Source organism: Streptomyces sp. NPDC002795 (assembly GCF_042888725.1).
In the GTDB taxonomy this organism is placed as follows: Bacteria; Actinomycetota; Actinomycetes; order Streptomycetales; family Streptomycetaceae; genus Streptomyces.
On sequence record NZ_JBIAQB010000001.1, the window covers coordinates 385,126 to 407,429 of the forward strand.

The following is a 22,304-nucleotide window of genomic DNA, read 5'->3' on the forward strand; positions in this document are numbered from 1 at the left end:
GTCACGCGGTGCCTCCAAGGACACTGTCGGCGAATTCAGCCTTCCGCCCCGCAGAACGGAGCCTGCTCAGAAAAGTGTCGCAGTCATCCGGATGACTGCGACATTCTTCTGGGGTGGCATGCGCCGCCCGCCGACTTCGCCGACTCAGGCCGGCCCGTCCCCCTCGATGGCGGCGGGCCGCACCTGCGCCGCGCGCACGCGCGCCACGTCCAGCTTCTCGGAGCGGTCGAAGCGGTAGATGCCGTTCTGCTCCTGAAAGACGTCGGTGAGTTGCGTGTAGCAGTAGCCGAACATGTCCGGGTCGCCCAGGAGTACGCCGGTGAGCCCGGCGAAGCGGTGGTGGAACTCCTCCTCGTCGCGCGGGCGTTGGCCGTAGCCCCATGACACCTCGCGGTCCTCGCCCGCGGCCTGCGCCTCGTCGGGGTTCCACCAGATGCCGCCGAACTCGCTGCAGAAGTACGGCTGTCCGCGATAGGGGACGGACCAGGTGTCGTCCGGTGCCTCGTCCTGCGGGTTGACGAACGGCTCGTCCTCGGCCAGGCCGCTCATCAGCTTCCCGAAGACTTCCGGGTTCTGCTCGTAGCAGTGCGAGTCGTAGATGTCCGTCTCCGGTACGCGGTGTGCGTACCCGGAGGCGTCGAGGACGGGGCGGGTGGTGTCTGCGGCCTTGGTGGCGAGGAACATCGCGCGGGTGACGTCGTCGAGGACGCCCTGCCGGTCGGAGAGCCGCTGGCGTGTCTCGTTGAGCGGGCACCAGCCGATGATCGACGGGTGGGAGTAGTCGCGCTCGACGGCCTCCAGCCACTGCGCCACGAAGCCGCTGGTGGGCCGCTGATTGTCGGTGCTCACGGGGCCCGTGCTCGCGCCCCAGTCGCCGAACTCGCCCCACACCAGGTAGCCGAGGCGGTCGGCGTGGTGCAGGAAGCGCTCCTCGAAGACCTTCTGGTGCAGCCGTGCCCCGTTGAAGCCGGCGGCGAGGGAGAGTTCGATGTCGCGGACGAGCGCGGCGTCGTCGGGGGCCGTCATCAGGCCGTCCGGGTACCAGCCCTGGTCGAGGACGAGGCGCTGGAAGACGGGGTCGCCGTTGAGCAGCACCCGCTTGCCGTCGACGGTGACCGAGCGCAGGCCCGCCGTGCACACCGCCGAGTCGACGACCGCGCCGGAGGCGTCGACGACGTCGAGGTGGATCTCGTACAGGTGCGGGTCCTCGGGCGACCAACTCCTGCGCCGATCGGGCGGGATGGGCAGCACGAGGCGTGGCGCGAGGTCGAGGTGCGCGGCGACCGAGGCCTCGGACACGGCGCCCTGTGCGTCGGTGAGGCGGGCGCGGACGTGGTGGCCCGCGCGGCTCCCGGACAGCGGGAGTTCGAGGTGGAAGCAGCCCGCGGCGAGGTCCGGGGTGATGCGGGGGCGGCCGAGGTGGGTGTCGGCGACCGGTTCCATCCACACCGTCTGCCAGATACCGGTCGTACGGGTATAGAGGCAGCTGTAGTTGGCGTAGCGGTCGGACTGCTTGCCGCGCGCCTGCGGGCCCTCGGCACTGTCCCTCGCCCGCACGACGATCGTGGCATCCTCGCCGGGCCGCACCGCATCGCCCAGGTCGGCGCTGAACGAGGTGAACCCGCCGCTGTGCCGGGCCACTTCCTGCCCGTTCACCCACACCGTCGCGTCATGGTCGACCGCACCGAAGTGCAGCACGGCCCTGCGCCCGGCCCACTCGGCGGGCACCCGCACGGTGCGGCGGTACCAGACGGCGGCGTGGAAGTCCGTGGCACCGATGCCGGACAGCTCCGACTCCGGACAGAACGGCACGGTGATCCGCTCGGGCAACTCGGCGTCGACCAGGCCGCGTTCGAGACCGCTGTCGCCGGGGTCCCGGGCGAACTGCCACGGGCCGTTGAGGTTGAGCCAGTCGGTGCGGACGAAGCCGGGGCGCGGGTACTCCGGGCGGGGAAGGTCCTGGCGCATGCACTCTCCTGGGTCGTCATGACGGGTGCCGACGCATATCTCAGCACCGTTTTACATCGCTGTAAATGAGAACCGGAGAAACTGCCGGGCCGCCCGCCGCACGCACCGCTCAGACAGCCGGCTGCGGCGCGCTCTCCCGAACCACCAGCGAGTGCGCGACGACCTCATGGCGTCCGAGCCCGTCGAAGCCCTCGATGCGCTCGATCAGCAAGTCGAGCGCGCGCCGGGCCAGTTCGGCCTCGTCGGCCCGTACGCAGGTCAGGCTCGGCCGCACCGCCGACGCGAGCGTACTGTCGTCCCAGCCCGTGACCGCGACGTCCTCCGGCACCCGCAACCCCCGCTCCCCGAGCGCCCGCAGCGCACCCAGCGCGACCAGGTCGTCGCGGCAGAAGACGGCGTCCGGCGCCATGCCGTCGTCGAGCGCGGCCCCGAGGGTCCGTGCGGCGGAGTGCGCGTCGGCCACCCGCCCGGTGACGATCAGGGCGGTCTCGACCGGAAGCCCGCAGGCCTCCAGGCCCTGTTGGTAGCCGATGAGGCGCTGGCGTGAGGTCTCGCTCGGCGCCGATTCCTCGGCGCACAGGAAGGCGATGCGGCGGCGCCCGAGTGCGGCGAGATGCTCGACGACCTGCGCGGCCGCGCCGATGTTGTCTATCCGTACGTGATCGAGGGTGAGCGGCGCGGGACTCTCCCCCAGGAGCACGACAGGAACTCCCCTGCGGTGCTGGGCGATCTCCGTGGAGCTCAGCCAGGACGGCTGCAGAAGCACACCGTCGACGACACCCGCCTCCTGCGCGGACAGCATGGCGCGCTCGACGTCCGGGGCGTCGCCCGACTCCTCAAGCAGCAGCCGGTACCCGCGCTCACCGGCCGCTCGCGACAGAACGTGGGCGAGTTCGGCGAAGTACGGGATACGCAGGTCGGGGAAGGCCAGCGCGATCATTCCGGTGCGGCCGGTGGCGAGGCTGCGGCCGCGCAGGTTCGGCCGGTAGCCCAACTCGTCGATGGCACGCTGCACTTTGACGCGGGTGCTCTCGCGGACGTGCACATAGCCGTGGACGACGTTCGAGACCGTCTTCGTCGAGACGCCGGCGTGCTGGGCGACATCGCTCAGACGGACGTTGGGCACTTCGCCTCCTGGTGGACCTGCGCGGGGACCGCGTGGACTGACGCGGGGTCCGCGCCTGGTGGGACACTCCGCCGAACTGCACGCCGAACCTTATCTGTTGACACCCAAATTTACAGCGCTGTAAGTTCGCCGCGCTCTGCTCGTAACTGAACGCACATGCCTCGGGGCCCGCACGCCCCGAGGTCGCGTGACACCACTCTCAGGAGGCGACGAGGTGACGATCGGACCAGAGCGAGCCACGATCCGGGGTGCCCGCGGTCCGAGCCGGCGCGGCCTCCTCGCCGCGGCCGGGGCCGGAGCCGCGCTCGGCGCCCTCGGGCTCACCGGCTGCGGGGGTGACGCGGCCGGGCAGTCACGGACCACCATGCGCTTCTATCTGCAGAAGCGTGAGGTCATCGCCTACTTCGACAAGGTGCTGGGGAAATTCGAGCGAAGCCGGCCCGGGGTGCGGGTGGTGCACGACACGACGGATGCCATCGCGCCGCAGTTCGTCCGTGCCCAGCCCGCCGACGTGGGCTGCTTCAACAACAACCTGGAACTGGCCCGGTACATCGAGCGCGGCGTGCTCTCCGACGTGTCGGACCGGCCCGCGGCCCGCCGCATCACCGGCAGCGTCGCCCAGCTCGCCAAGCAGTACGCGACGTACCCGGGACGGACCAGCGTCCTGCCGTACTCGCTGGCGGCCGCCGGAGTCATCTACAACAAGAAGATCTTCGCGAAGTACCGCCTTCCGGTGCCGACGACGTGGTCCGAATTCGTCGACGTCTGCGAGGAGTTGCAGGCCGCGAGGGTCACACCGATCTACGCGACGAGCAAGGAGGTGTGGACGGTCTGGCAGGGCCTTTTCGACTACTGCGCCGGTGGGCTCGTCGACACCGCGGCGTTCTTCCGCAAGCTGCGGGAGCAGGGCACGGACGTCGGCGCGTCCTCGCCCGTCTCGTTCCAGAAGGACTTCGCCGAGGCCATGGACCGGGCCCGTACGCTCACGAAGTTCTACAACCGGGACGCCGCCACCCGCTCGTACCCGGACGGGAACCTAGCCTTCGGCAAGGGCCGTGCGGCCATGTATCTCCAGGGGCCCTGGGCACTGACACAGATCGCCGCGGTCGATCCGCGCCTCGACATCGGCACCTTCCCGCTGCCCGTCACGGAGCGGGCCGCCGACCGCAAGGCGCGCGTGAACATCGACCTCGCGCTGTGGATCCCGACAGGGGCGGACCACCCCGACGAGGCCAAGGAGTTGGTCGACTTCCTCATGCGGCCCGAGATCATCGACGCCTACAACCGGGACAACCTCGCGTACGGAGTCACCAAGGACGCGCCGGCGGCCAAGGACCCGCGGCTCTCCGGGTTGCAGCCCTACGTCGACTCGGCGGCCTTCTACCTCGGCGCGGGCACCTTCATCCCGCCGTCGATCCCCGTGGGCAACTATCTCCAGACCGCGATCGCCACCGGGAACTTCGACGGGATGCTCCGGCAGCTCGACGCCGACTGGCGGCGGATCGCGATCCGCTCCTCCACGAAGTAGGAGACCTCATGGCTGTGCCTCCAACCCTCCCAAGAGGTGCGTCCGCCGCGCCACCCTCCCGAAGGCGGCGCCGGGTCGAACCCATCTACTACTGGTTCCTGCTGCCGACTCTCGTACTGTTCACGGGGCTTGTCCTGGGGCCCGCCCTGGTCGGCATCTTCTACAGCTTCACCGACTACGTGGGCTTCGGCGAGTGGCAGTTCACCGGCTTCACGAACTACATCGCGCTCTTCTCCGACCCGGCGATCTGGGACTCGTACAAGTTCACCCTCGGGCTCGCCCTGGTGACCGTGCTGCTCGCGCAGAGCGTCGCGCTGGCGCTCGCGCTCGGTCTGACGAGCCGCGTGCGGTTCCTGACGGCCCTGCGGAGCGTCTTCGTGATCCCGATGGTGATCTCCGGGATCGTCGCCGCGTACGTCTTCAGCTATCTCTTCGCCAACACCCTTCCCTCGCTGGCCACTTCGCTCGGCTTCGGTCCGCTGGAGGAGAGCATCCTCGGCAATCCCGACCTGGCCTGGATCTCCATCATGGTCGTCTCCGCGTGGCAGACGATCCCGGGCGCGCTGCTCATATACATCGCCGGTCTGCTGTCGATCCCCGGCGAGCTGTACGAGGCAGCCTCCATCGACGGGGCCTCGGCCTGGCGCAGGTTCCGGTCCATCACGCTGCCCCTGGTGTCCGGGTACCTCGTCATCAACACGATCCTCGGTGTCAAGGGCTATCTGAACGCCTACGACATCATCAAGGGCCTCACGGACGGCGGTCCCGGCACCGCGACCAACAGCGTCGCCATGAAGATCTTCACCGGGTACTCAAGCGGCGACTACGCCTACCAGATGTCCAACGCCACCGTCTTCTTCGTGCTCACGGTCGTGGTGTCCCTGCTGCAACTCCTGGCCACCCGCGGAAGGGGGCTTCGGCTTTCATGACCACCACTCTCCCGCCGTCCGAGCACACCACACGGCACACACCACCACTGCGGCAGGCCGTCGCGCGCGCCCGCCGCCGCGGCAAGGACGCCACCAGCCGGCCGGTCACCCTGCTGCTCGTGGTGGCCTCGCTGACGGTCCTGGTCCCGCTGTACGTCACCGTGTCCATGGCCCTCAAGTCCTCCGCCCAGGCGGCCGAGGGCGATGCCTTCGCGCTGCCGTGGCCGATCGACCTGAGCAGCTTCGCCGACGCCTGGCGCATCACGGACTTCCCCGTCTCGTTCACGATCTCCGTTGCGGTGGCCGCGGCCTCGGTCCTCGGCACGCTGGCGCTCAGCTCGCTCGCCGCGTACGCCATCGCCCGCAACTGGGACCGGCGGGTCTTCCGCTGGTCGTTCTTCTATCTGCTGGGCGCGATGTTCCTGCCGTTCCCGGTGGTGGCGCTGCCGCAGATCAAGCTGACCGCGCTGCTGAGCATCGACAGTCCGGTGGGCGTGGCCCTGCTGCACATCGTCTTCCAGCTGTCGTTCAGCGTGCTGCTGTACACCGCGTATCTGCGCTCGATCCCGATGGAGCTGGAGGAGAGCGCGCGCATGGACGGGGCCACGACCGGACAGATCTTCCGGCGCGTCATCCTGCCGCTGCTCGGGCCGATGAACGCGACCGTCGGCATCTTCGCGTTCCTCGCCTCGTGGAACGACTTCATGCTGCCCTCGCTCATCACATCGGATCCGGGGTTGCAGACACTGCCGGTCCTCCAGAGCATCTTCCAGAGCAAGTTCGACACCAACTACAACGTCGCTTTCGCCTCGTATCTCATGGCGATGGCACCGACCGTACTCGTCTACCTGTTCTCCCAGCGCTGGGTGATCAGCGGAGTCACCCAAGGGGCAGTCAAGGCATGACAACGACAGACACACGCACAGCCACAGACACCGCGCTCAGCAGGATCCCGTCCCACCCCCGCGCCCAGGACGCCTCGGTCCTGCGCGGCGACCGCTGGCGTGTCACCGTGCTCACAGAGGGGCTGCTTCGTCTGGAGTGGTCCGAGGACGGCGGGTTCGAGGACCGCGCGTCGAGCTTCGCGCTCCACCGCGACCGACCCACACCCGAGTTCACGGTCCGGGAGACCGACGACGCCCTGGAGGTGTCGACGAGCCGCCTCCATCTCCTGTACGACCGCCGGGAGTTCAGCGCGAACGGTCTGGTCGTCACGTCCCCGTCCGGTGGCCGCTGGCGCTTCGGCGAGCGGCGCCCGGACAACCTGGGCGGCACGGCCCGCACCCTCGACGACGCGGACGGCCGCATCCCGCTGGAGGACGGTGTCGCCGCCCGCGACGGGATCGCCGCCATCGACGACTCGGCGTCGTTCCTCTTCGACGACGAGGGCTGGGTCGCATCGCGCGAGCCCGGCCGCCTCGACCTGTACGTCTTCGCGTACGGCCATGACTACACCGAGGCGGTCGAGGCGCTGTACGCGCTGTCGGGGCGCCCGCCGGTGCTGCCACGCTGGGCGCTGGGCAACTGGTGGAGCCGCTACCACGCGTACACCACCGACACGTACCTGGAGCTGTTCGACCGCTTCGACGCGGAGAAGCTGCCGTTCTCCGTGGCCGTCATCGACATGGACTGGCACCGCGTCGGCTCGGTGCCCCCGAAGTACGGGACCGGCTGGACGGGCTACTCGTGGGAGCGGGAGCTCATCCCCGACCCGGAGGCCTTCCTGGCCGAGCTGCACCGCCGTGGCCTGCGGACCACCCTGAACCTGCACCCCGCCGACGGAGTCCGCCCCTTCGAGGACGCGTACCCGCAGATGGCTCGGGCGGTGGGTGTCGACCCGGCCTCCGACGCGACGATCCCGTTCGACCTCACCGACCGGGCGTTCCTCGACGCCTACTTCCGTCTCCTGCACCACCCGCTGGAGGACCAGGGCGTCGACTTCTGGTGGGTCGACTGGCAGCAAGGCAGCACATCACGCATCCCGGACGTGGACCCACTCTGGCTCCTCAACCACTTCCACTTCCTGGACTCCGGACGCGAGGGCCGCCGCCCGATGGCGTTCTCCCGCTACGCCGGTCCCGGCAGCCAGCGCTACGGTGTCGGCTTCTCCGGAGACACGGTGGTGTCCTGGGAATCCCTCGCCTTCCAGCCCGAGTTCACCGCATCGTCGGCCAATATCGGCTACGGCTGGTGGAGCCACGACATCGGAGGCCACACACGCGGCGTCCGCGACGACGAACTGGCCACGCGTTGGCTCCAGTTGGGGGTCTTCTCCCCCATCCTCCGCCTGCACTCGGCGAACAACCCGTTCATCCGCAAGGAGCCGTGGCAGTTCCCTTCCGAGCCCCGGCAGGCGATGGGTGAGGCCCTGCGCTTCCGCCACCGGCTCGTGCCGTACCTGCACACCATGAACCATCGCGCGGCCACCGGCACGCCGTTGGTGCGCCCGATGTACCACGTCCAGCCGGAGCGCCACGAGGCGTACGACGTGCCCAACCAGTTCACCTTCGGCAGCGAGCTGATCGTGGCCCCCATCACCACCCGCCGGGACGAGGTGACACTGCTCTCCTCCACATCGGCCTGGCTGCCGCCCGGCACGTGGACCGACATCTTCACCGGCACGGTGTACGACGGCGACCGCCACATCGAACTGCACCGCGGCCTCGACGGCGTGCCGGCCCTGCTGCGCGGCGGCGGCATCCTCCCGCTGGCAGGCCCGGACGACCTGGACGCCACCCGCAATCCCGACCACCTGGAACTGCTCGTCGCACCTTCGGACAGCGGCACGTTCACTCTGATCGAGGACGACGGCCAGGGCGACGGCACTAACCTGCGCACGGTCACCACGCCCCTGGAGTGGAACGCCGAGTCCGGCACCCTGCGCATCGGCCCGGCAGCCGGCCCCGACGGCATCGTCCCCGCCGCCCGCACCTGGACGGTCACCTTCCTGGCAGACCTCCCCACGGGCCCGACTCTCATCGACGGCGAACCGGCGGAGGTCACAGGCGGGCCGGGCCGCTTCAGCGTCACGGCCGAGGTCGCGGCCACCTCATCCGCCACGACGGTCGAGGTGAAGCTCGCCGCGCCGCTCCACCCGGACCGCACGCGGGTCACCATCCAGGGCATCCTCGCGGCGGCCCAGTTCGACAACCCCACGAAGCTGGAGATGTGGCGCATCGTGACGACCCCCGGGCCGCTGACCTCGAAGATCTCGGCACTGCATGCGTTGCGGGTACCGGCCGGATTGCTGAGCGCGGTGGTGGAGCAGTTGACGGCACGGGAAGGGTGAAGCAGGCCGCACCGTCACCCCAGGAAGTCCGTCAGCCGGTCGTTCAGTTCCTGTGGCGCGGTGAGCGGCAGGGAGTGGTGTGTGGCGCCGCGGAGTACGGTCACCTCGCCCTGTGGCAGCGTCCGGCGGGCCTTGTCGGCGACCTTGTCGACGGCGTGGGCGCGGCCGTGCTCCGCGAGCAGGGTCAGCACCGGCATGCGGAGGCCGGCGGCCCGGGCTCGGCCGCCGGCGATGAGCTTGCGGCCGGGGACCGTGTCGGCCAGCGCGTACAGACGCTGCCAGGCCTCGTCCGGCTGGGCGTCCCCCGTCTCCCAGGCAAGAAACGCCCGGGCGCGGTCCTCGCTCGGGCGGAGCAGGGTGGGGAGCGCGCGCAGCAGGTATCCGGGGCGGAAGCCGGCGAAGACCTGGGTGGGGTCGACGAGGGCGAGCCGGTCGACGCGCCGCGGCGCGCGCAGCGCGTACTTGACGGCCAGCCAGGCGCCGTACGAGTGGCCGCACAGGTGTGTGCGGGTGAGCCCGAGCCCGTACAGCAGTGCGTCCAGCCAGGCTGTCAGGTCGTCGGCGTTCTTGAGCGGCGTGCCACCTCGTTGGGTGCGGCCCGCGTCGCCCAGCAGGTCGACCGCGTGGATCCGGTACCGCTTGCCGAGGGCGGGCGCGTTGGCGTACCAGACCAGGCCGGTCGCCGAGCCGCCGGGCAGCAGCACGAGCGGACTGCCGTCGGCCGGCCCGTACACATGGACCCGGGTGCGCCCGTACGGCGTGGGGACATCGCGCTCTTCCGTCAACTCCGGCCAGCGGGCGAGGAGTTCGTCGTAGGCAAGGTCGAAAGCGGACAGGGACACGGGGTCTTCCTCTCGCTCGGCGACACGCTCGATGGGCGAAAGATTATCCAGTTTTCGGAGGAAGCCTCACCCCCGGTCCAGATACGCCAGGACCGCGAGCACCCTCCGGTTGTCGTCGTCCGACGGGGTGAGCTCCAGCCGCTGGAAGATGTTGGCGGTGTGCTTGGACACCGCGCGTTCCGTGACGACGAGTCTCTCGGCGATGGCGGCGTTGGAGCGGCCCTGGGCCATCAGTTCCAGCACCTCGGTCTCCCGGGGCGTGAGGCGATTCACGGCGCGGTCGCGGGTGGAGTTGCGGGCCAGGAGCTGGGAGATGACCTCGGGGTCCATCGCGGTGCCGCCCGCGGCGACGCGGCGTACGGCGTCGACGAACTGCGCGGCGTCGAACACGCGGTCCTTGAGGAGGTAGCCGGTGCCGCCCCTGCCGTCGGCGAGGAGTTCACGCGCGTACAGCTGCTCGACGTGCTGGGAGAGCACCAGGATCGGCAGGCCTGGACGGGCGCGGCGGGCGGCGAGTGCGCACCGCAGGCCCTCGTCGGTCTGGGTCGGCGGGAGCCGGACGTCGACGACGGCGACCTCCAGGTCCGGTTCCTCGAGCGCGCGGGCGAGGTCCGGTCCGTTGTCCACCGCGGCGAGCACCTCGAAGCCGAACGCCTCCAGCATGCGGACGAGTCCGTCACGCAGCAGGAAGAGGTCTTCGGCGATCACTACGCGCACACTGGCTCCCGCGGGGCTCTCGGCAATCGGCTCACGCCACGCTACCGGGCGGGAGCAGACTGCACGGGATCTCCATCGTGACGCTGGTGGGCCCGCCGTCGGGGCTGTGCACGGTGAGGGTGCCGTCGAAGGCGTCGAGGCGGCGGGCGATGCCGCGCAGGCCGGAGCCCGCGGGGTCGGCGCCGCCGCGGCCGTCGTCGGTGACGTCGATGCGCAGGACGCCGTGCCGGTGGGAGAGCTGGAGGAGGACGCGGGTGGCGGCGGCGTGTTTGGCGGCGTTCGTCAGCGCCTCGCTCGTCGCGAAGTAGGCGGCGGATTCGACGGCGGCCTCGGGGCGGCCCGGCAGCTCGGTCCGGGGCTCCACGGTGACGGGCATCCGCAGGGCCAGGGCGCGGACCGCGTCGGAGAGGCCGCGTTCGGCGAGGACGGGCGGGTAGATGCCGCGGACGAGTTCGCGCAGTTCCTCAAGCGCCCGGACGGAGTCGGCGCGGGCCCTGTCGAGCAGGGCGCGGGCGGTCGCCGGGTCGCTCTCCATGAGTGCGTCGACGGTGCCGAGGTGCATGCCCATGGCGACGAGCCGGGCCTGCGCGCCGTCGTGCAAGTCCCGTTCGATGCGGCGCAGTTCGGCGGCGGAGGCGTCGACGGCGTCGTGCCGGGTCCGGGCGAGTTCCTCGACGCGGTGCCGCAGTTCGGCGCCGCGCGGGGCCAGCAGCCGGCCGGTGAGGGTGAAGTGGAAGCGGAGCGTCGGCTCCGCCGCGTAGTAGGCGGCGACGGCGATGAGGGTGGCGAGTACGGCGGCGGCCAGCGCGGTGCCCTGGCCGCTGACCGGGATGAAGCCGTACCACCACGCTCCCTCGCCGAGGACGCGCCAGAGCCCCGCCGCGAGCGCGTACCCCTCGATCGGGTAGACGACGAGCGCGGCGGGGAGCAGCGCGGTGCCGAAGCCGGCGATCATGTCGGCGGCCAGCCAGCGCAGGTCCCGCCAGGTCGCCGGGTCGCGCAGCATCCGCAGACACGCGTCCGGCTGCCCGAGCGGACCGGGCAGGCGGTCGCCGGGCCGGCGCCGGTATACGGCCCGCGGGATCGTCACACCGCACCAGCGCGCCGCCAGCGTGCGCCGTACGTCGATGTGGGAGCGGACGAGCCGCAGCAGCGGCGGGGTCGTGAACAGGCCGACGCCGACCACGGTGCAGACGATGGAGACGACGCACACCACCAGCAGGGTGAGGGAACCGGCGAGCGCCAACAGGGACAGCGCGAGGCCGCGGGCCCCGGCCAGTGCCGCTCCCTTGATCCGCGCGGTCCGTTCGACCCGTGTGGTCCGTTCGTTCCGTGTCATCCGTGTCATCCGTGTCATCGATGTGACGTGCATGTCGGTGATCCGTCCGCCGCCCCGCAGGCCCGTTCCGCTCCGATTATGCCGGGCCGCCCCCGGCGCCTCAGGCGGCAACGGCCACCGCCTCCACCGCCGGGGCGCGCAGCACCCGCCGTGTCGTGGCCAGGCCGGTGCCGAACGTCGCCGCGACGGCGACGGCCACCGTGGCCGCCCAGATCCACGGCGCCTCCCCCGGCAGCGCTCCGTCGGCGCGCACCATGGTGTACGGCACGAGCCCGGCGAGCGCCGCGATCGTCCCCGCCACCGCGCCGGTGATCGTCAGGACCGCGCTCTCCGCGCCGACCATCATGAGGACCTGCCCCGGGGTCGCGCCCGCGAGCCGCTGGCCGCCGAATTCGCGGCGCCGGTGCACGGTCGCCGCGTAGAGGCTGTTGATCAGCATGATGCAGGCGAAGACGACGATGATGCCGACGACGATCAAGTTGAGCGTCGCGAGGTTCTTGTCGTCGACGCCGCGCGCGAGGCCGGAGGCCGCGACCGCGTCGTTCTCCACGGCCTGCATGGAAAGCGTCGCCGTCGCCACGCCGATGAACAGGATCAACGGCATCAGCACGGCGGAGAGGTCCTTGGCGCGCTGTCGCAGGTTGTGGACCGTCAGATACCCGCTCGCTCCGGTCAGCGAGAGGAGCGGCCAGGTGAGCACCGCGAGTGCGGCGCGCAGCAGCGTGGGGGCGAACACGGCGAAGCCGATGGAGAGCAGGATCGCGCCGTAGGCGGGCAGCGCCATCAGCGCCGGATCGGTGGTGTCGAAGGCGAAGGTGGCGCTCGCCGAGCAGACACCGAGCAGGAGCGCCGCCGTCCCGCCGACGGTCCGCAGGCGTCCGCGCGGCCGTCGCCCGCCGGCCTGCTGCCGGGTGGCGCGGCGCACCGCGAGGAACGCGGCACCGGTCGCCGCCAGCACCGTCACCGCCGCGCCGCTGCCCGCCGCGACCGCGCCGAACACGGGATCGACACCGCGGGCGACCTGCTCGGTGTCCTGGAAGGCACCCACGAGCGCGCGCCCGCCGAGCACCGCGGGCCCGATGGCGAGCAGCGACGCGACGACTCCGATCACGGTCGCCTCGCCGACGACCATGCGCTTGATCTGCGCGGGTGTCGCTCCGCAGCTGCGGAGCAGGGACAGTTCCACGGCGCGCTGGCGTACGTTCACGGTCAGTGTGGAGGCGATCGCGAAGAACACCAGGAGCGTGCCGTATCCGCCGACCACGCTCGCGGACGTGGTGAGTGTCTCGGCGCTGGTGTCGTCGACGCCGGCCTGGGCCGCGGTGTCGTAGAGCGAGTCGAAGGACATGACGATCACCGCGCCGAGGAACGCGGACAGCAGCGTCGCGGCGAACCGTCCTGGGCGGTGCCGCACGGACCGCAGGGCCAGGGAGAACATGCGCTCACACCTCCATCGCGGTGTGGGGCGCGGCGTTCGCCGTGGCGTTCGTCGTGGCGGTCGCCTTCGGGCGGTCCCCGAGGTGCGCGAGCCGTTCGGCGACGGCGTCCACACTCGGGGCGTCGAGACGCCCGACGAGCCGTCCGTCCGCGAGGAACAGCACCGTGTCGGCGTACGAGGCGGCCACCGGGTCGTGCGTGACCATCACGACGGTGCGGCCGTGCAGGCGCGCCGCCTCCCGCAGCAGGGTGAGGACCTCCCGGGCGCTGCGGGTGTCGAGCGCGCCGGTCGGCTCGTCGGCGAAGACCACGGCCGGTTCGGCGACCAGCGCACGGGCGATCGCGACGCGCTGGCGCTGCCCGCCGGACAGTTCGGCGGGACGGTGCGCGAGACGCTCCGCGAGTCCCACCTGCCGCAGCATCTCGCGCACCCGCGCCCGGTCGACGCGCCGCCCGGCGAGTCGCAGCGGCAGGGCCGTGTTCTGCTCCACGGTGAGGGTGTCCAGGAGGTTGTACTGCTGGAACACGAACCCGATCCGTGTGCGCCGGAACTTGGTGAGCGCCGCTTCGCCGCCGCCGGTCAGCTCTTCGCCGTCGACGGTGACGGTCCCGCCGTCCGGCCGGTCGAGACCGGCCGCGCACTGAAGCAACGTGGACTTGCCGGAGCCGGACGGCCCCATGACCGCGGTGAAACTCCCGGCGGGCAGGCTCAGCGACACCCCGTCGAGCGCGGTCACCGCGGCCTCGTCCGTCCCGTACACCTTGCGCACCCTGTCGAGCCTCAGTGCCTCCGCGCTCCGTGCTGGTCGGGCCTTCCTGCGCGCACGACTCGTACGACCGAACATCGTCGGCACCTCCACGTCATCACGTGGGGCACCGGTTGTGCCCCGGCTACGACGCTATGGAGCGACGGGTGCGGGCACATTGGGCGCAGTGCCCGTCAGTGGGGTGGAGTTTCCTACACCTGGAGGCGGGGGTTTCCCGCTGAGCTACGTACCGGGGCTGTCGGACGGCGCCGCCGCTCGCGTGAAGCGCCGCGCCGTGGGAGCGAGAGCGGCCGCCGCCGGGGCGAGGAAGCAGATCAACGCGCAGGTGAGCAGGACCGGTTGGGCTCCGAAGGCGGTGATGGCGGGGGCGATGAGGGCGAGGCCGAGCGGGGCCAGGCCGTAGGAGAGCAGGAAGTCGAGGGACGAGACGCGGGCGAGTTTGTCGGGGACGATCTCGCGCTGCGTGGCCGTGAACCAGGGCACGTTGAACAGTTCGATGCCCACTCCGGCCACCGCGTAGGCCGCGACGATCACCGCGGGGTGCACCGGCAGTGTCAGGCTCAGCGGGGCGAGACCGTAGACCGCCAGGCCCGCGAGCGCCGACCACCCCTGGGAGCGTGGGCGCCAGCGGGCGATGACCAGGGCGCCGACGAGCGCGCCGACGGCGTACGCGGTGGTGGCCGCGGCGAGCACCATCTCGGTGTCGTAGCGGTCGCGGCTGATCAACGGCAGGGCCACCCCGGTGGCGGAGTAGCCGGTGGCGATGACGGCGGTGAGGGCGCCGAGGCCTGCGACGAACCACGGGTGGCGGCGGGCCTCCTGCACGCCTTCCATGAACTCGCGGCGGAACGAGGCACGTTGGGGTGCCCGCGGCTCGACTCCAGCCCCCGCCCCGGGTGTCTTCGCGCCACGGCCGGGCACGAACGCCGCCACCAGCCAGAGCACCCCGATCCCCAGCAGCAGGGCCTTGATGTCGAGCACGGCGGCGAGCAGGGCGGCGAGCGAGGGGCCCATCAACGTGCTCGCGCGGACCGCCAACGTCATGGCGGCATTGGCCTGTTGACGCCGTCCGTCCTCGACGACCTCCGCCGCGAGCGCCTGGAACGCCGGGCGGCACGCCCCCTGTCCGGCGCCCGCGAGCAGCGCGGCCCCGGCCATCAGGAGCGACGAGCGGCCCAGGCCCGCGGCCAGCAGTGGCGCGGCCACGGCCGCGGCCAGGGCTGACCACAGCACTACGGCGCGGCGGGAGTGCCGGTCGGCCAGGACTCCGCCGATGGCGACCGCACCGAGGAAGCCGGCGGTGCGTGCCGCCAGGGCGAGGCCCAGGCCCGCCGCCGTGAGGTCGCGTTCGAGTACGGCGAGCCCGAGGACGAACGGCAGGGCCCAGGTCGCGAGCCCGGATGCGGTGGTCCCGGTCCACAGGCGCAGGAAGGCGGGGTCGAGCAGGACGGGGCGCGGCGGCCCGGTGGTGGCGGGGTCCTGGGGTGGCGAGATGGTCACGGTTGGCGACTCCTGTGGGTCGGCGATCTGCGGGGATCCGCGGTGATCAGCGGGTGATGTCGCCCAACGGGCGGGCGATCGGGCGGCATTGACCCATGTCGCGCAGGTGTGCCGCCGGTCCGGATGTCGAACACGGACTAGCTTAGTGAAAACGATTGTCGTTACAGTACCCCTCGGGTTCCGGCATTCCGCAACGGGGTGCCGGCTCCCGCGCTTACCCCTGCCCGCCGCCACGCCCCTTGAGGAGCACACCCCTTGCACCGCACCGCCACCGGAACCGCACTGCTCGACCAGCTGCCGCCGCCGCTGCCCGCCGAGCAGATCATCGCCCTCAATCAGCCCAAATTGGACCTGCACACCTCCCGTACGTACGAGTGGAACGGCTGGACCTTCGATGTGCCGCCGGGTGTCTTCCTGCCCGGATGGACGAGCCGCATGATTCACGAGTGGCTGCTCGACGGCCGCATCGAGGTCAAGGGCCGCCGCTACGCCGCCATGGGCGCGGGACTCGGCGTCGAGGCCGTCACCGCCGGAGTGCGCGGCGCCGACGAGGTCTACGCGATCGACGTCCACGAGGAGAGCGTCGCCGCCGCCGCACGCCACTACGAACGACTGGTGGGCGGGAGCGCGGGCGGCGCGTTCACGCCGGTCGTCGGCGACCTCTTCGACGGCCTGCCCCCGGGAGTGCGGCTGGATGTCGTCACATTCAATCCGCCCGCGGTCAGCCAACCGGTCAGCGACGACCCCCACGTCGTACGGAACACGTGTGTCGGCGCTCCGCTGCTCGACCGGTTCTTCGCACAGCTGGCCCGGCGTGACCTGCTCGCGCCCGGCGGCGAGGTGTTCGTGATCGCCTCCAACACGGCGGATCTGCGCACCATCGTGCGGCAGGCCCTGGACCACGGGTTCGAGGCGGAGGTCGCCCATCTGCACGACTGGCAGGACGGCGTTCTCACCTTCCTGTTCCGTCTGACCCGCACCACCGAATCGACCCGTACCGCCGAAGGGGCCTCCGCGTGAAGCACACCGACGAGCTGTTCGCCGCGGCGCTCGGCGGCGAACTCGGCCCCGATCCCTCGACGTTGACGGCCACCAGCGTGTTCTGGATCCACCACGGCACGCGACTCTCGGGCGGTGACGTGACGTATCTCAACCAGTACGTTCTCGTCCGGCTCGGCGGCTCCTTCGGAGGGTGCGCCTTCGAAGCGGGCGAGATCGGGCCCGAGTTGTGCCGGGAGGTGTCCGGCAGCCCTCTCGACACCTTGCTCCGGGAGGGGCCGCGCCCGCTGCGGATCGCCGCCCTCGACGCGTATCTCGCCGAACTGCGACCGCACCGCGAGGCGGCCGACGCCGAGCCGGTGACACTTCCCGCGGGGCCGCCCGAAGTGCGCGCCGTCGCCCGGGACACCGCCATCGCCGGGCTGCTCGACCTCCCGGCGGGCGCCCGCGTCGGACTGATCGGCGTCGTCAACCCGCTGGTCGCGGCGATCCGGGAGCACGGTGGCGTACCGCTCCCCTGCGACTTCAACCTGCGCGCCACGCAGTGGGGCGACGAGGTCACCGACGACATGCATCAGGTCCTCGACACCGCCGACGCGGTGGTCGCCACCGGCATGACACTCGGCAACGGCAGCTTCGACACCATCCTGGAGCGCTGCCGCGCCCGCGCCGTGCCGCTGATCGTCTACGCGCAGTCCGGGAGCGCCGTCGCCCGCGCCTTCCTGGGGGACGGGGTGACCGCGCTGTCCGCGGAGCCCTTCCCGTTCTCGCAGTTCAGCGCCGATCCGACGCCCCTGTACCGCTACCGTGCCGCGAGCGGCTCGTGACGGCAGGAACCCGCCGGGCCGCCCCCGGTGCCGTCCGCACCGGCACCGGGTACGCGCCCTGTCACCACGGCGAGATCCTGCAAGGTGTCTTCCGGGACGACCACGGGCGATGTCGCCCGGGGCTTGTCACGCTCCCGATGAGCGAGCCGGGAACGCACGCCCGGTTCACCCCCGGGCCCGGCGTGCTCACCGTCGTCCCCGCCGACCGCACGAAGGCGCTGCGCGCCGCCGCTCTCACCGTCGAGGAGTGTGCCGCACAGTGTGAACGGGAGCCGTGCGGCGGCTCGTTGACGCTTGTCGGGGACATCCCCGTCGGCCTCGGCATGGGCAGTTCGACGAGCGATGTGCTCGCCTCCGTACGAGCCGTGGCCGACGCGTTCGGGCTGTGCCTCACTCCCTCCGTGGTGACCCGGATCGCCCTGAGCGCGGAGCTGGCCTGCGACCCGCTGATGCTCGACGGCCGACCGCGCCTGTTCGCCCAACGGCACGGCCGGGTCCTCGAAGTGCTCGGCGAGGCGCTGCCCCCGGTGGTCGTCGTGGGCTGCGCCCTGGCCGGCGGCGCCGCGGTGGACACCCTCGGCCTGCCGGCCCCCGCCTGCGCCGACAGCGACGTCGACGCCTACGAGACACTGCGCGCGCTACTGCGTCGCGCCGTCCGTGACCGCGACCCCGCCCTGCTCGGAAGCGTCGCCACGGCAAGCGCCCGCCGCGGTCAACTGCGCCTTCGGCACCCGGAGTTCGACACGCTCACCGCCCTCGCCGACAGCTCGGGCGCCGTCGGCGTACAGATCGCGCACAGCGGCTGCGTGGCCGGTGTCCTCTTCGACCCCACGACCCCAGGCGCCCGGCGGCGCATCCGCCGCTGCGCACAGGACCTGGAACGTGAGGGCCTGCCCGTCACCCGGACCTTCACGACCTTCCCCACCCCTGAGGAGTTCGCCCATGGAGCAGCACATCGCCGAGGCGATCGGCCGACCGGACCTGATACGCCTCGACGACCGGCTCGTCTGTCTGCGCTTTGAGACCATGAAGGTGGTCTCCGCCCTCACAGCGGTCGAGCACCTGCTCACCACCGGCTCGGTCCGCCGCGGCGACACCCTCCTCGACAGCTCCAGCGGCATCTACGCCTACGCGCTCGCGCTGGCCTGCCACCGGCACGGCATGCGCTGCCACATCGTCGGTTCCACCACCGTCGACCACACACTGCGCACTCAACTCACCCTGCTGGGCGCCACCTTCGAGCAGATGGAGCCGTGCGCCGACCTCAAGCTGGACCAGAAGCGACGGGTCGCCCGCATCCAGGAGATCCTCACCGAGCACCCCGACTACCACTGGATGCGGCAGTACCACGACGACATCCACTACCTCGGCTACCGCGCGGTCGCCGACCACGTACGCGGGCAACTCGGCGCGAGCGAGCCGCTCACGGTCGTCGGCGGCGTCGGATCCGGTGTCTCGACCGGGGCGCTCGCCCGCTATCTGCGGGAGTCGGGCGGCGATGTCCGCCTCGTCGGTGTGCAGCCCTTCGGCAGCATCACCTTCGGCAGCGAACATGTCGCCGATCCGGACATCATCATCGCCGGGATCGGCAGCTCCATCCCCTTCGGCAATGTCCGCCACGCGTGGTACGACGTCGTCCACTGGGTCTCGTTCGACGCCGCGCTCGCCGGCAGCGTCGACCTGCTGCGCCGCCATGCCGTGTTCGCGGGCCTGTCCACGGGGGCCGGACACCTCACGGCGGGCTGGGAACGGGACCAGGACCCGGGGCGCACCGTGCTGTTCATCGCCGCCGACACCGGCCACCGCTACGTGGACAGTGTCTTCGCCCGCCACGACGAGGCGGCCCGCGTGGAGGACCTCGCGCCGCGTCCCGTCACGTCCCTCGACGAACTCGCCCTGCCCTGGTGCCGGATGAGCTGGGACGGAGCGGACGCGCCCGCCGCCGCGGTGGCGTAGCCGAGCGCCGACCCGACGACCCCCACGACCGTTCCTCTCCATGGAAAGGGTGGCCAAATGCCCCCGCCCCTCACCTCCGCCCCGAAGGCGCGGACCGGTGCCTCCCCGCCGGACCCGGCTACGGACCCGTCTAAGGCCCCGTCTACGACCACGGAGCCGGCGCCCGGCAAGAAGAGGCTCCTGGCCACCCTCCCGGGCCTGGCCCTGACATGCGCGGTTCTCGGCGCGCTCCTCGTCGTCTCCGTCATCGTCGCGATCGGCCTCGGGGCCGCCGTGGTCACCCCAGGCGAGACCGCCCACTACCTGTGGGCCGCGCTGACCGGCGGGACGATCCGCGCCGACGAGGTCACCACGTACCAGATCATCTGGGAGATCCGTACGCCGCGAGTCCTGCTCGCCGCGCTGGTCGGCGCCGGTCTGAGCGCGATCGGCGTCGCCGTCCAGGCCATGGTGCGCAACGCGCTCGCCGATCCGTTCGTCCTCGGCGTCTCGTCCGGAGCCTCGGTCGGAGCGGTCACCGTCACCGTCACCGGTGGGCTCGCCGCGCTCGGCATCTACGCGGTGTCGGCGGGGGCGTTCCTCGGCGCGCTGGCCGCGTCCGTCCTGGTGTACGTGGCCTCCGCGCGCCGCGGCACCCTCTCACCGCTGCGCCTCGTGCTGACCGGCGTGGCCCTGTCGTTCGGCTTCCAGGCGCTGATGAGCGTCATCGTCTACCTCGCCCCCGACAGCGAGGCCACCAGCACCGTCCTGCACTGGACGCTCGGCGGCTTCGGCGCCGCCACTTGGGGTGTGCTGCCGTTGGTGACCTCCGTGGTGGTGGTCGGCGTGGCCGTCCTGCACCGGCACGCCCGCGCCCTCGACCTGCTCGCGCTCGGCGACGAGTCCGCCACGAGCCTGGGCATCGACCCCGACCGGCACCGCAAGGCACTGCTCCTCCTGGTCTCGCTCGTCACGGGTGTCCTGGTCTCGGTCAGCGGCGCCATCGCCTTCGTCGGTCTGGTGCTGCCGCATCTGGTGCGCATAGTGGTCGGAGCCACCCACGCCCGGGTACTGACCGTCGCGCCGCTCGCCGGAGCCGTGTTCATGGTCTGGGTCGACCTGGTCTCCCGCACCCTGGCCGCCCCGCGTGAACTGCCCCTCGGTGTCATCACCGCGCTCGTGGGCGTGCCGGTCTTCGTCACGTTGATGCGCCGCAACGGCTATGTTTTCGGGGGCCGTTGAGATGGATCTGCGCCTTGACGGACTTTCGGTCGTCACCGACGGCAAGAGCCTGGTGCGTGACCTGTCCCTCGACGTTCCCGAGGGCGACGTCGTCGGTCTCGTCGGCCCCAACGGCAGCGGCAAGTCCACCGCGCTGCGCTGCGTCTACCGGGCCCTGCGCCCCACCTCCGGTGCCGTACGGGTGGGCGGCGACGATCTGTCCCGGCTGCCGCCCCGGCGCAGCGCGCAGCTGATCGCGGCGATGACCCAGGACGGCTCCGTCGACCTCGACTTCACCGTCGAGGAGGCCGTGGCCCTGGGCCGCGCGCCCCACTTGCGCGGCAACCAGCGCCTGAGCCGGCACGAACGCGAGGTGTGCGCCGCGACCATGGAGCGCCTCGGCATCCGCCATCTCGCGGACCGCGGAGTCCTGACCCTGTCCGGCGGCGAACGTCAACGTGTCCTGCTGGCCCGCGCACTCGTGCAGGACCCCGAGATCCTCGTCCTGGACGAGCCGACCAACCACCTCGACGTACGCCACCAGGTTCAACTCCTGTCCCTCCTCCGGGAGTCGGGACTCACCGTGCTGATCGTCCTGCACGACCTGAATCTCGCCGCGGCCGCCTGCGACCGGATCGGTGTGCTGTCGCAGGGCTGCCTGGTGGCTGCCGGAACACCCAAGGACGTCCTCACACCTGAGCTCGTCCAGGACGTGTTCGGGGTCGAGGCCAGCGTCGTCCCGCACCCTCTGACCGGCGATCCCCAGCTCCTCTACTCGCTCGTCCCCACGCCTGACCCGACTCCCTGACCCCACCCACTCGCCACACACTGAAAGGTGCACCCACCCATGCCGCAACTCCTCCCGCCCCGCGCCGCGTTCCGTAGACGGGCCGCCGTGAGCGCAGCCGTGGCCACCACGTTCCTGGCCACCGCCTGCGGCGCCTCCGTCGACCCCGACTCCAAGGCGGCCTCTGCCGAGAAGACCGCCGTGAAGCGGTGCGGCGAGAGCGTCTCGTACACGAAACCGAAGCGCACCGTCGCCTACGAAGGCGGCAGCGCCGACAAACTCTTCAGCCTGGGCCTGACCGACCGCGTACTCGGCTACGTCATGCCACCCGCGAACCCGCCGGTGGAGCAGTCGCCCTGGGCGAAGGAGTACGCGAAGGTCAAGAAGCTCAGCGACGACCTCCTCAACAAGGAGATCGTGGTCGACGCCAAGGCCGACTTCGTGGTCGCGGGGTGGAACTCCGGCTTCAGCGACCAGCGGGGCATCACGCCCGAGATCCTGGACAAGCTGGGTGTGCAGAGCTTCATGCACACCGAGAGCTGCTTCAACTACCCCACGTATCCGCAGAAGTTGACCCCGTTCAAGGCCCTCTACTCCGACCTCGACCGACTCGGCCGGATCTTCGGAGTGGAGAAGCGGGCGAAGAACGTCGTCGGCGACCTCAAACAGCGCGTCCGCGCCGTCGAGGCCAAGGCCCCCAAGGGCAAGCGCGTCCCGGTCTTCCTCTACGACTCGGGCACCGACCAGCCGTTCACGGCGGGCGCCCAGGTCCCACCCACCGACATCATCAAGAGCGCCGGCGGCCGCAATGTCTTCGCCGGTGTCGATCAGCGCTGGACCCAGGTCAACTGGGAGGCCGTCGCCGCCAGTCGGCCGGAGGTCATCATCATCCTGGACTACGGCGACCAGCCCGCCAAGAAGAAGATCGAGTTCCTGAAGAGCTCACCGCACACGCGGGACCTGCCGGCGGTCAAGAAGGACAACTTCTTCGTCCTCGACTACAACGAGGGCATCAGCGGACCGCGCAACATCGACGGCCTGGAGAAGTTCGGAAAGTATCTGCGCGATCTGAAGGGCTGACGGTCGGCGGGAC

The 22,304-nt window shown here is 71.2% G+C and carries 19 protein-coding genes; 11 read left to right on the plus strand and 8 right to left on the minus strand.

Features of this window, described 5'->3' with window-relative positions; translation table 11 throughout:
* Positions 1-144: 144 nt before the first annotated feature.
* Both ACFYWS_RS01670 and ACFYWS_RS01675 read right to left on the minus strand, forming a co-directional pair.
* On the minus strand, positions 145-1,968 hold the full coding sequence (locus ACFYWS_RS01670; RefSeq protein WP_389268354.1) for a glycoside hydrolase family 2 protein: 1,824 nt from the start codon (positions 1,966-1,968) through the stop codon (positions 145-147).
* Between the two features lie 109 nt (positions 1,969-2,077).
* Positions 2,078-3,094 (minus strand): LacI family DNA-binding transcriptional regulator, encoded by a 1,017-nt coding sequence (locus ACFYWS_RS01675; RefSeq protein WP_389268356.1) that lies wholly within the window; start codon positions 3,092-3,094, stop codon positions 2,078-2,080.
* A 214-nt stretch (positions 3,095-3,308) separates the two neighbouring features.
* On the opposite strand from ACFYWS_RS01675, the gene ACFYWS_RS01680 reads away from it, so the two are divergent.
* The 4 genes from ACFYWS_RS01680 to ACFYWS_RS01695 are packed head-to-tail and all read left to right on the plus strand — an operon-like array spanning position 3,309 to position 8,840.
* Positions 3,309-4,622, plus strand: coding sequence for an ABC transporter substrate-binding protein (locus tag ACFYWS_RS01680; protein ID WP_389268358.1), 1,314 nt, complete (start codon positions 3,309-3,311; stop codon positions 4,620-4,622).
* Between the two features lie 8 nt (positions 4,623-4,630).
* Positions 4,631-5,551 carry a carbohydrate ABC transporter permease gene (locus ACFYWS_RS01685; RefSeq protein ID WP_389268360.1) on the plus strand — a complete coding sequence of 307 codons (921 nt, stop codon included), beginning with the start codon at positions 4,631-4,633 and terminating at the stop codon, positions 5,549-5,551.
* On the plus strand, positions 5,548-6,456 hold the full coding sequence (locus ACFYWS_RS01690; RefSeq protein WP_389268362.1) for a carbohydrate ABC transporter permease: 909 nt from the start codon (positions 5,548-5,550) through the stop codon (positions 6,454-6,456). The genes ACFYWS_RS01685 and ACFYWS_RS01690 overlap by 4 nt, the downstream gene beginning before the upstream one ends.
* The gene (locus ACFYWS_RS01695) at positions 6,453-8,840 is read left to right on the plus strand and encodes a TIM-barrel domain-containing protein (protein ID WP_389268364.1); all 2,388 of its coding nucleotides are present in this window, start codon (positions 6,453-6,455) and stop codon (positions 8,838-8,840) included. The genes ACFYWS_RS01690 and ACFYWS_RS01695 overlap by 4 nt, the downstream gene beginning before the upstream one ends.
* Before the next feature lie 14 nt (positions 8,841-8,854).
* Here the strand turns inward: ACFYWS_RS01695 and ACFYWS_RS01700 are convergent, their stop codons facing one another.
* From ACFYWS_RS01700 to ACFYWS_RS01725, 6 genes are all read right to left on the minus strand, one after another.
* Complete coding sequence (locus ACFYWS_RS01700) at positions 8,855-9,682, minus strand: alpha/beta fold hydrolase (RefSeq protein WP_389268366.1); 828 nt, start codon at positions 9,680-9,682, stop codon at positions 8,855-8,857.
* A gap of 66 nt (positions 9,683-9,748) precedes the next feature.
* Positions 9,749-10,399: a LuxR C-terminal-related transcriptional regulator gene (locus tag ACFYWS_RS01705; RefSeq protein WP_389268368.1), complete on the minus strand. Its 651-nt coding sequence runs from the start codon at positions 10,397-10,399 to the stop codon at positions 9,749-9,751.
* A 31-nt stretch (positions 10,400-10,430) separates the two neighbouring features.
* On the minus strand, positions 10,431-11,738 hold the full coding sequence (locus ACFYWS_RS01710; protein ID WP_389268370.1) for a sensor domain-containing protein: 1,308 nt from the start codon (positions 11,736-11,738) through the stop codon (positions 10,431-10,433).
* Between the two features lie 100 nt (positions 11,739-11,838).
* Positions 11,839-13,176, minus strand: a complete 1,338-nt coding sequence (locus tag ACFYWS_RS01715) for an FtsX-like permease family protein (protein WP_389268372.1) — start codon at positions 13,174-13,176, stop codon at positions 11,839-11,841.
* A gap of 4 nt (positions 13,177-13,180) precedes the next feature.
* Entirely contained in the window at positions 13,181-14,020 is an 840-nt protein-coding gene (locus ACFYWS_RS01720) for an ABC transporter ATP-binding protein (protein WP_389268374.1), read from the minus strand.
* Between the two features lie 144 nt (positions 14,021-14,164).
* Complete coding sequence (locus ACFYWS_RS01725) at positions 14,165-15,442, minus strand: MFS transporter (protein ID WP_389268376.1); 1,278 nt, start codon at positions 15,440-15,442, stop codon at positions 14,165-14,167.
* 255 nt (positions 15,443-15,697) lie between these two features.
* Here ACFYWS_RS01725 and ACFYWS_RS01730 point away from each other — a divergent pair, with 255 nt between their 5' ends.
* The 7 genes from ACFYWS_RS01730 (at position 15,698) to ACFYWS_RS01760 (ending at position 22,291) form a co-directional block, all read left to right on the plus strand.
* Complete coding sequence (locus ACFYWS_RS01730; RefSeq protein ID WP_389268378.1) at positions 15,698-16,462, plus strand: methyltransferase; 765 nt, start codon at positions 15,698-15,700, stop codon at positions 16,460-16,462.
* Positions 16,459-17,268 (plus strand): Rossmann-like domain-containing protein, encoded by an 810-nt coding sequence (locus ACFYWS_RS01735; RefSeq protein ID WP_389268380.1) that lies wholly within the window; start codon positions 16,459-16,461, stop codon positions 17,266-17,268. The genes ACFYWS_RS01730 and ACFYWS_RS01735 overlap by 4 nt, the downstream gene beginning before the upstream one ends.
* A 137-nt stretch (positions 17,269-17,405) precedes the next feature.
* Positions 17,406-18,290 carry a GHMP kinase gene (locus tag ACFYWS_RS01740; RefSeq protein WP_389268382.1) on the plus strand — a complete coding sequence of 295 codons (885 nt, stop codon included), beginning with the start codon at positions 17,406-17,408 and terminating at the stop codon, positions 18,288-18,290.
* On the plus strand, positions 18,211-19,224 hold the full coding sequence (locus ACFYWS_RS01745; protein ID WP_389268384.1) for a pyridoxal-phosphate dependent enzyme: 1,014 nt from the start codon (positions 18,211-18,213) through the stop codon (positions 19,222-19,224). The genes ACFYWS_RS01740 and ACFYWS_RS01745 overlap by 80 nt, the downstream gene beginning before the upstream one ends.
* A 57-nt stretch (positions 19,225-19,281) precedes the next feature.
* Positions 19,282-20,445: a FecCD family ABC transporter permease gene (locus tag ACFYWS_RS01750; RefSeq protein WP_389268386.1), complete on the plus strand. Its 1,164-nt coding sequence runs from the start codon at positions 19,282-19,284 to the stop codon at positions 20,443-20,445.
* Position 20,446: 1 nt separating this feature from the next.
* Complete coding sequence (locus ACFYWS_RS01755) at positions 20,447-21,232, plus strand: ABC transporter ATP-binding protein (protein WP_389268388.1); 786 nt, start codon at positions 20,447-20,449, stop codon at positions 21,230-21,232.
* Positions 21,233-21,271: 39 nt separating this feature from the next.
* Entirely contained in the window at positions 21,272-22,291 is a 1,020-nt protein-coding gene (locus tag ACFYWS_RS01760; RefSeq protein WP_389268389.1) for an ABC transporter substrate-binding protein, read from the plus strand.
* Positions 22,292-22,304: the final 13 nt, after the last annotated feature.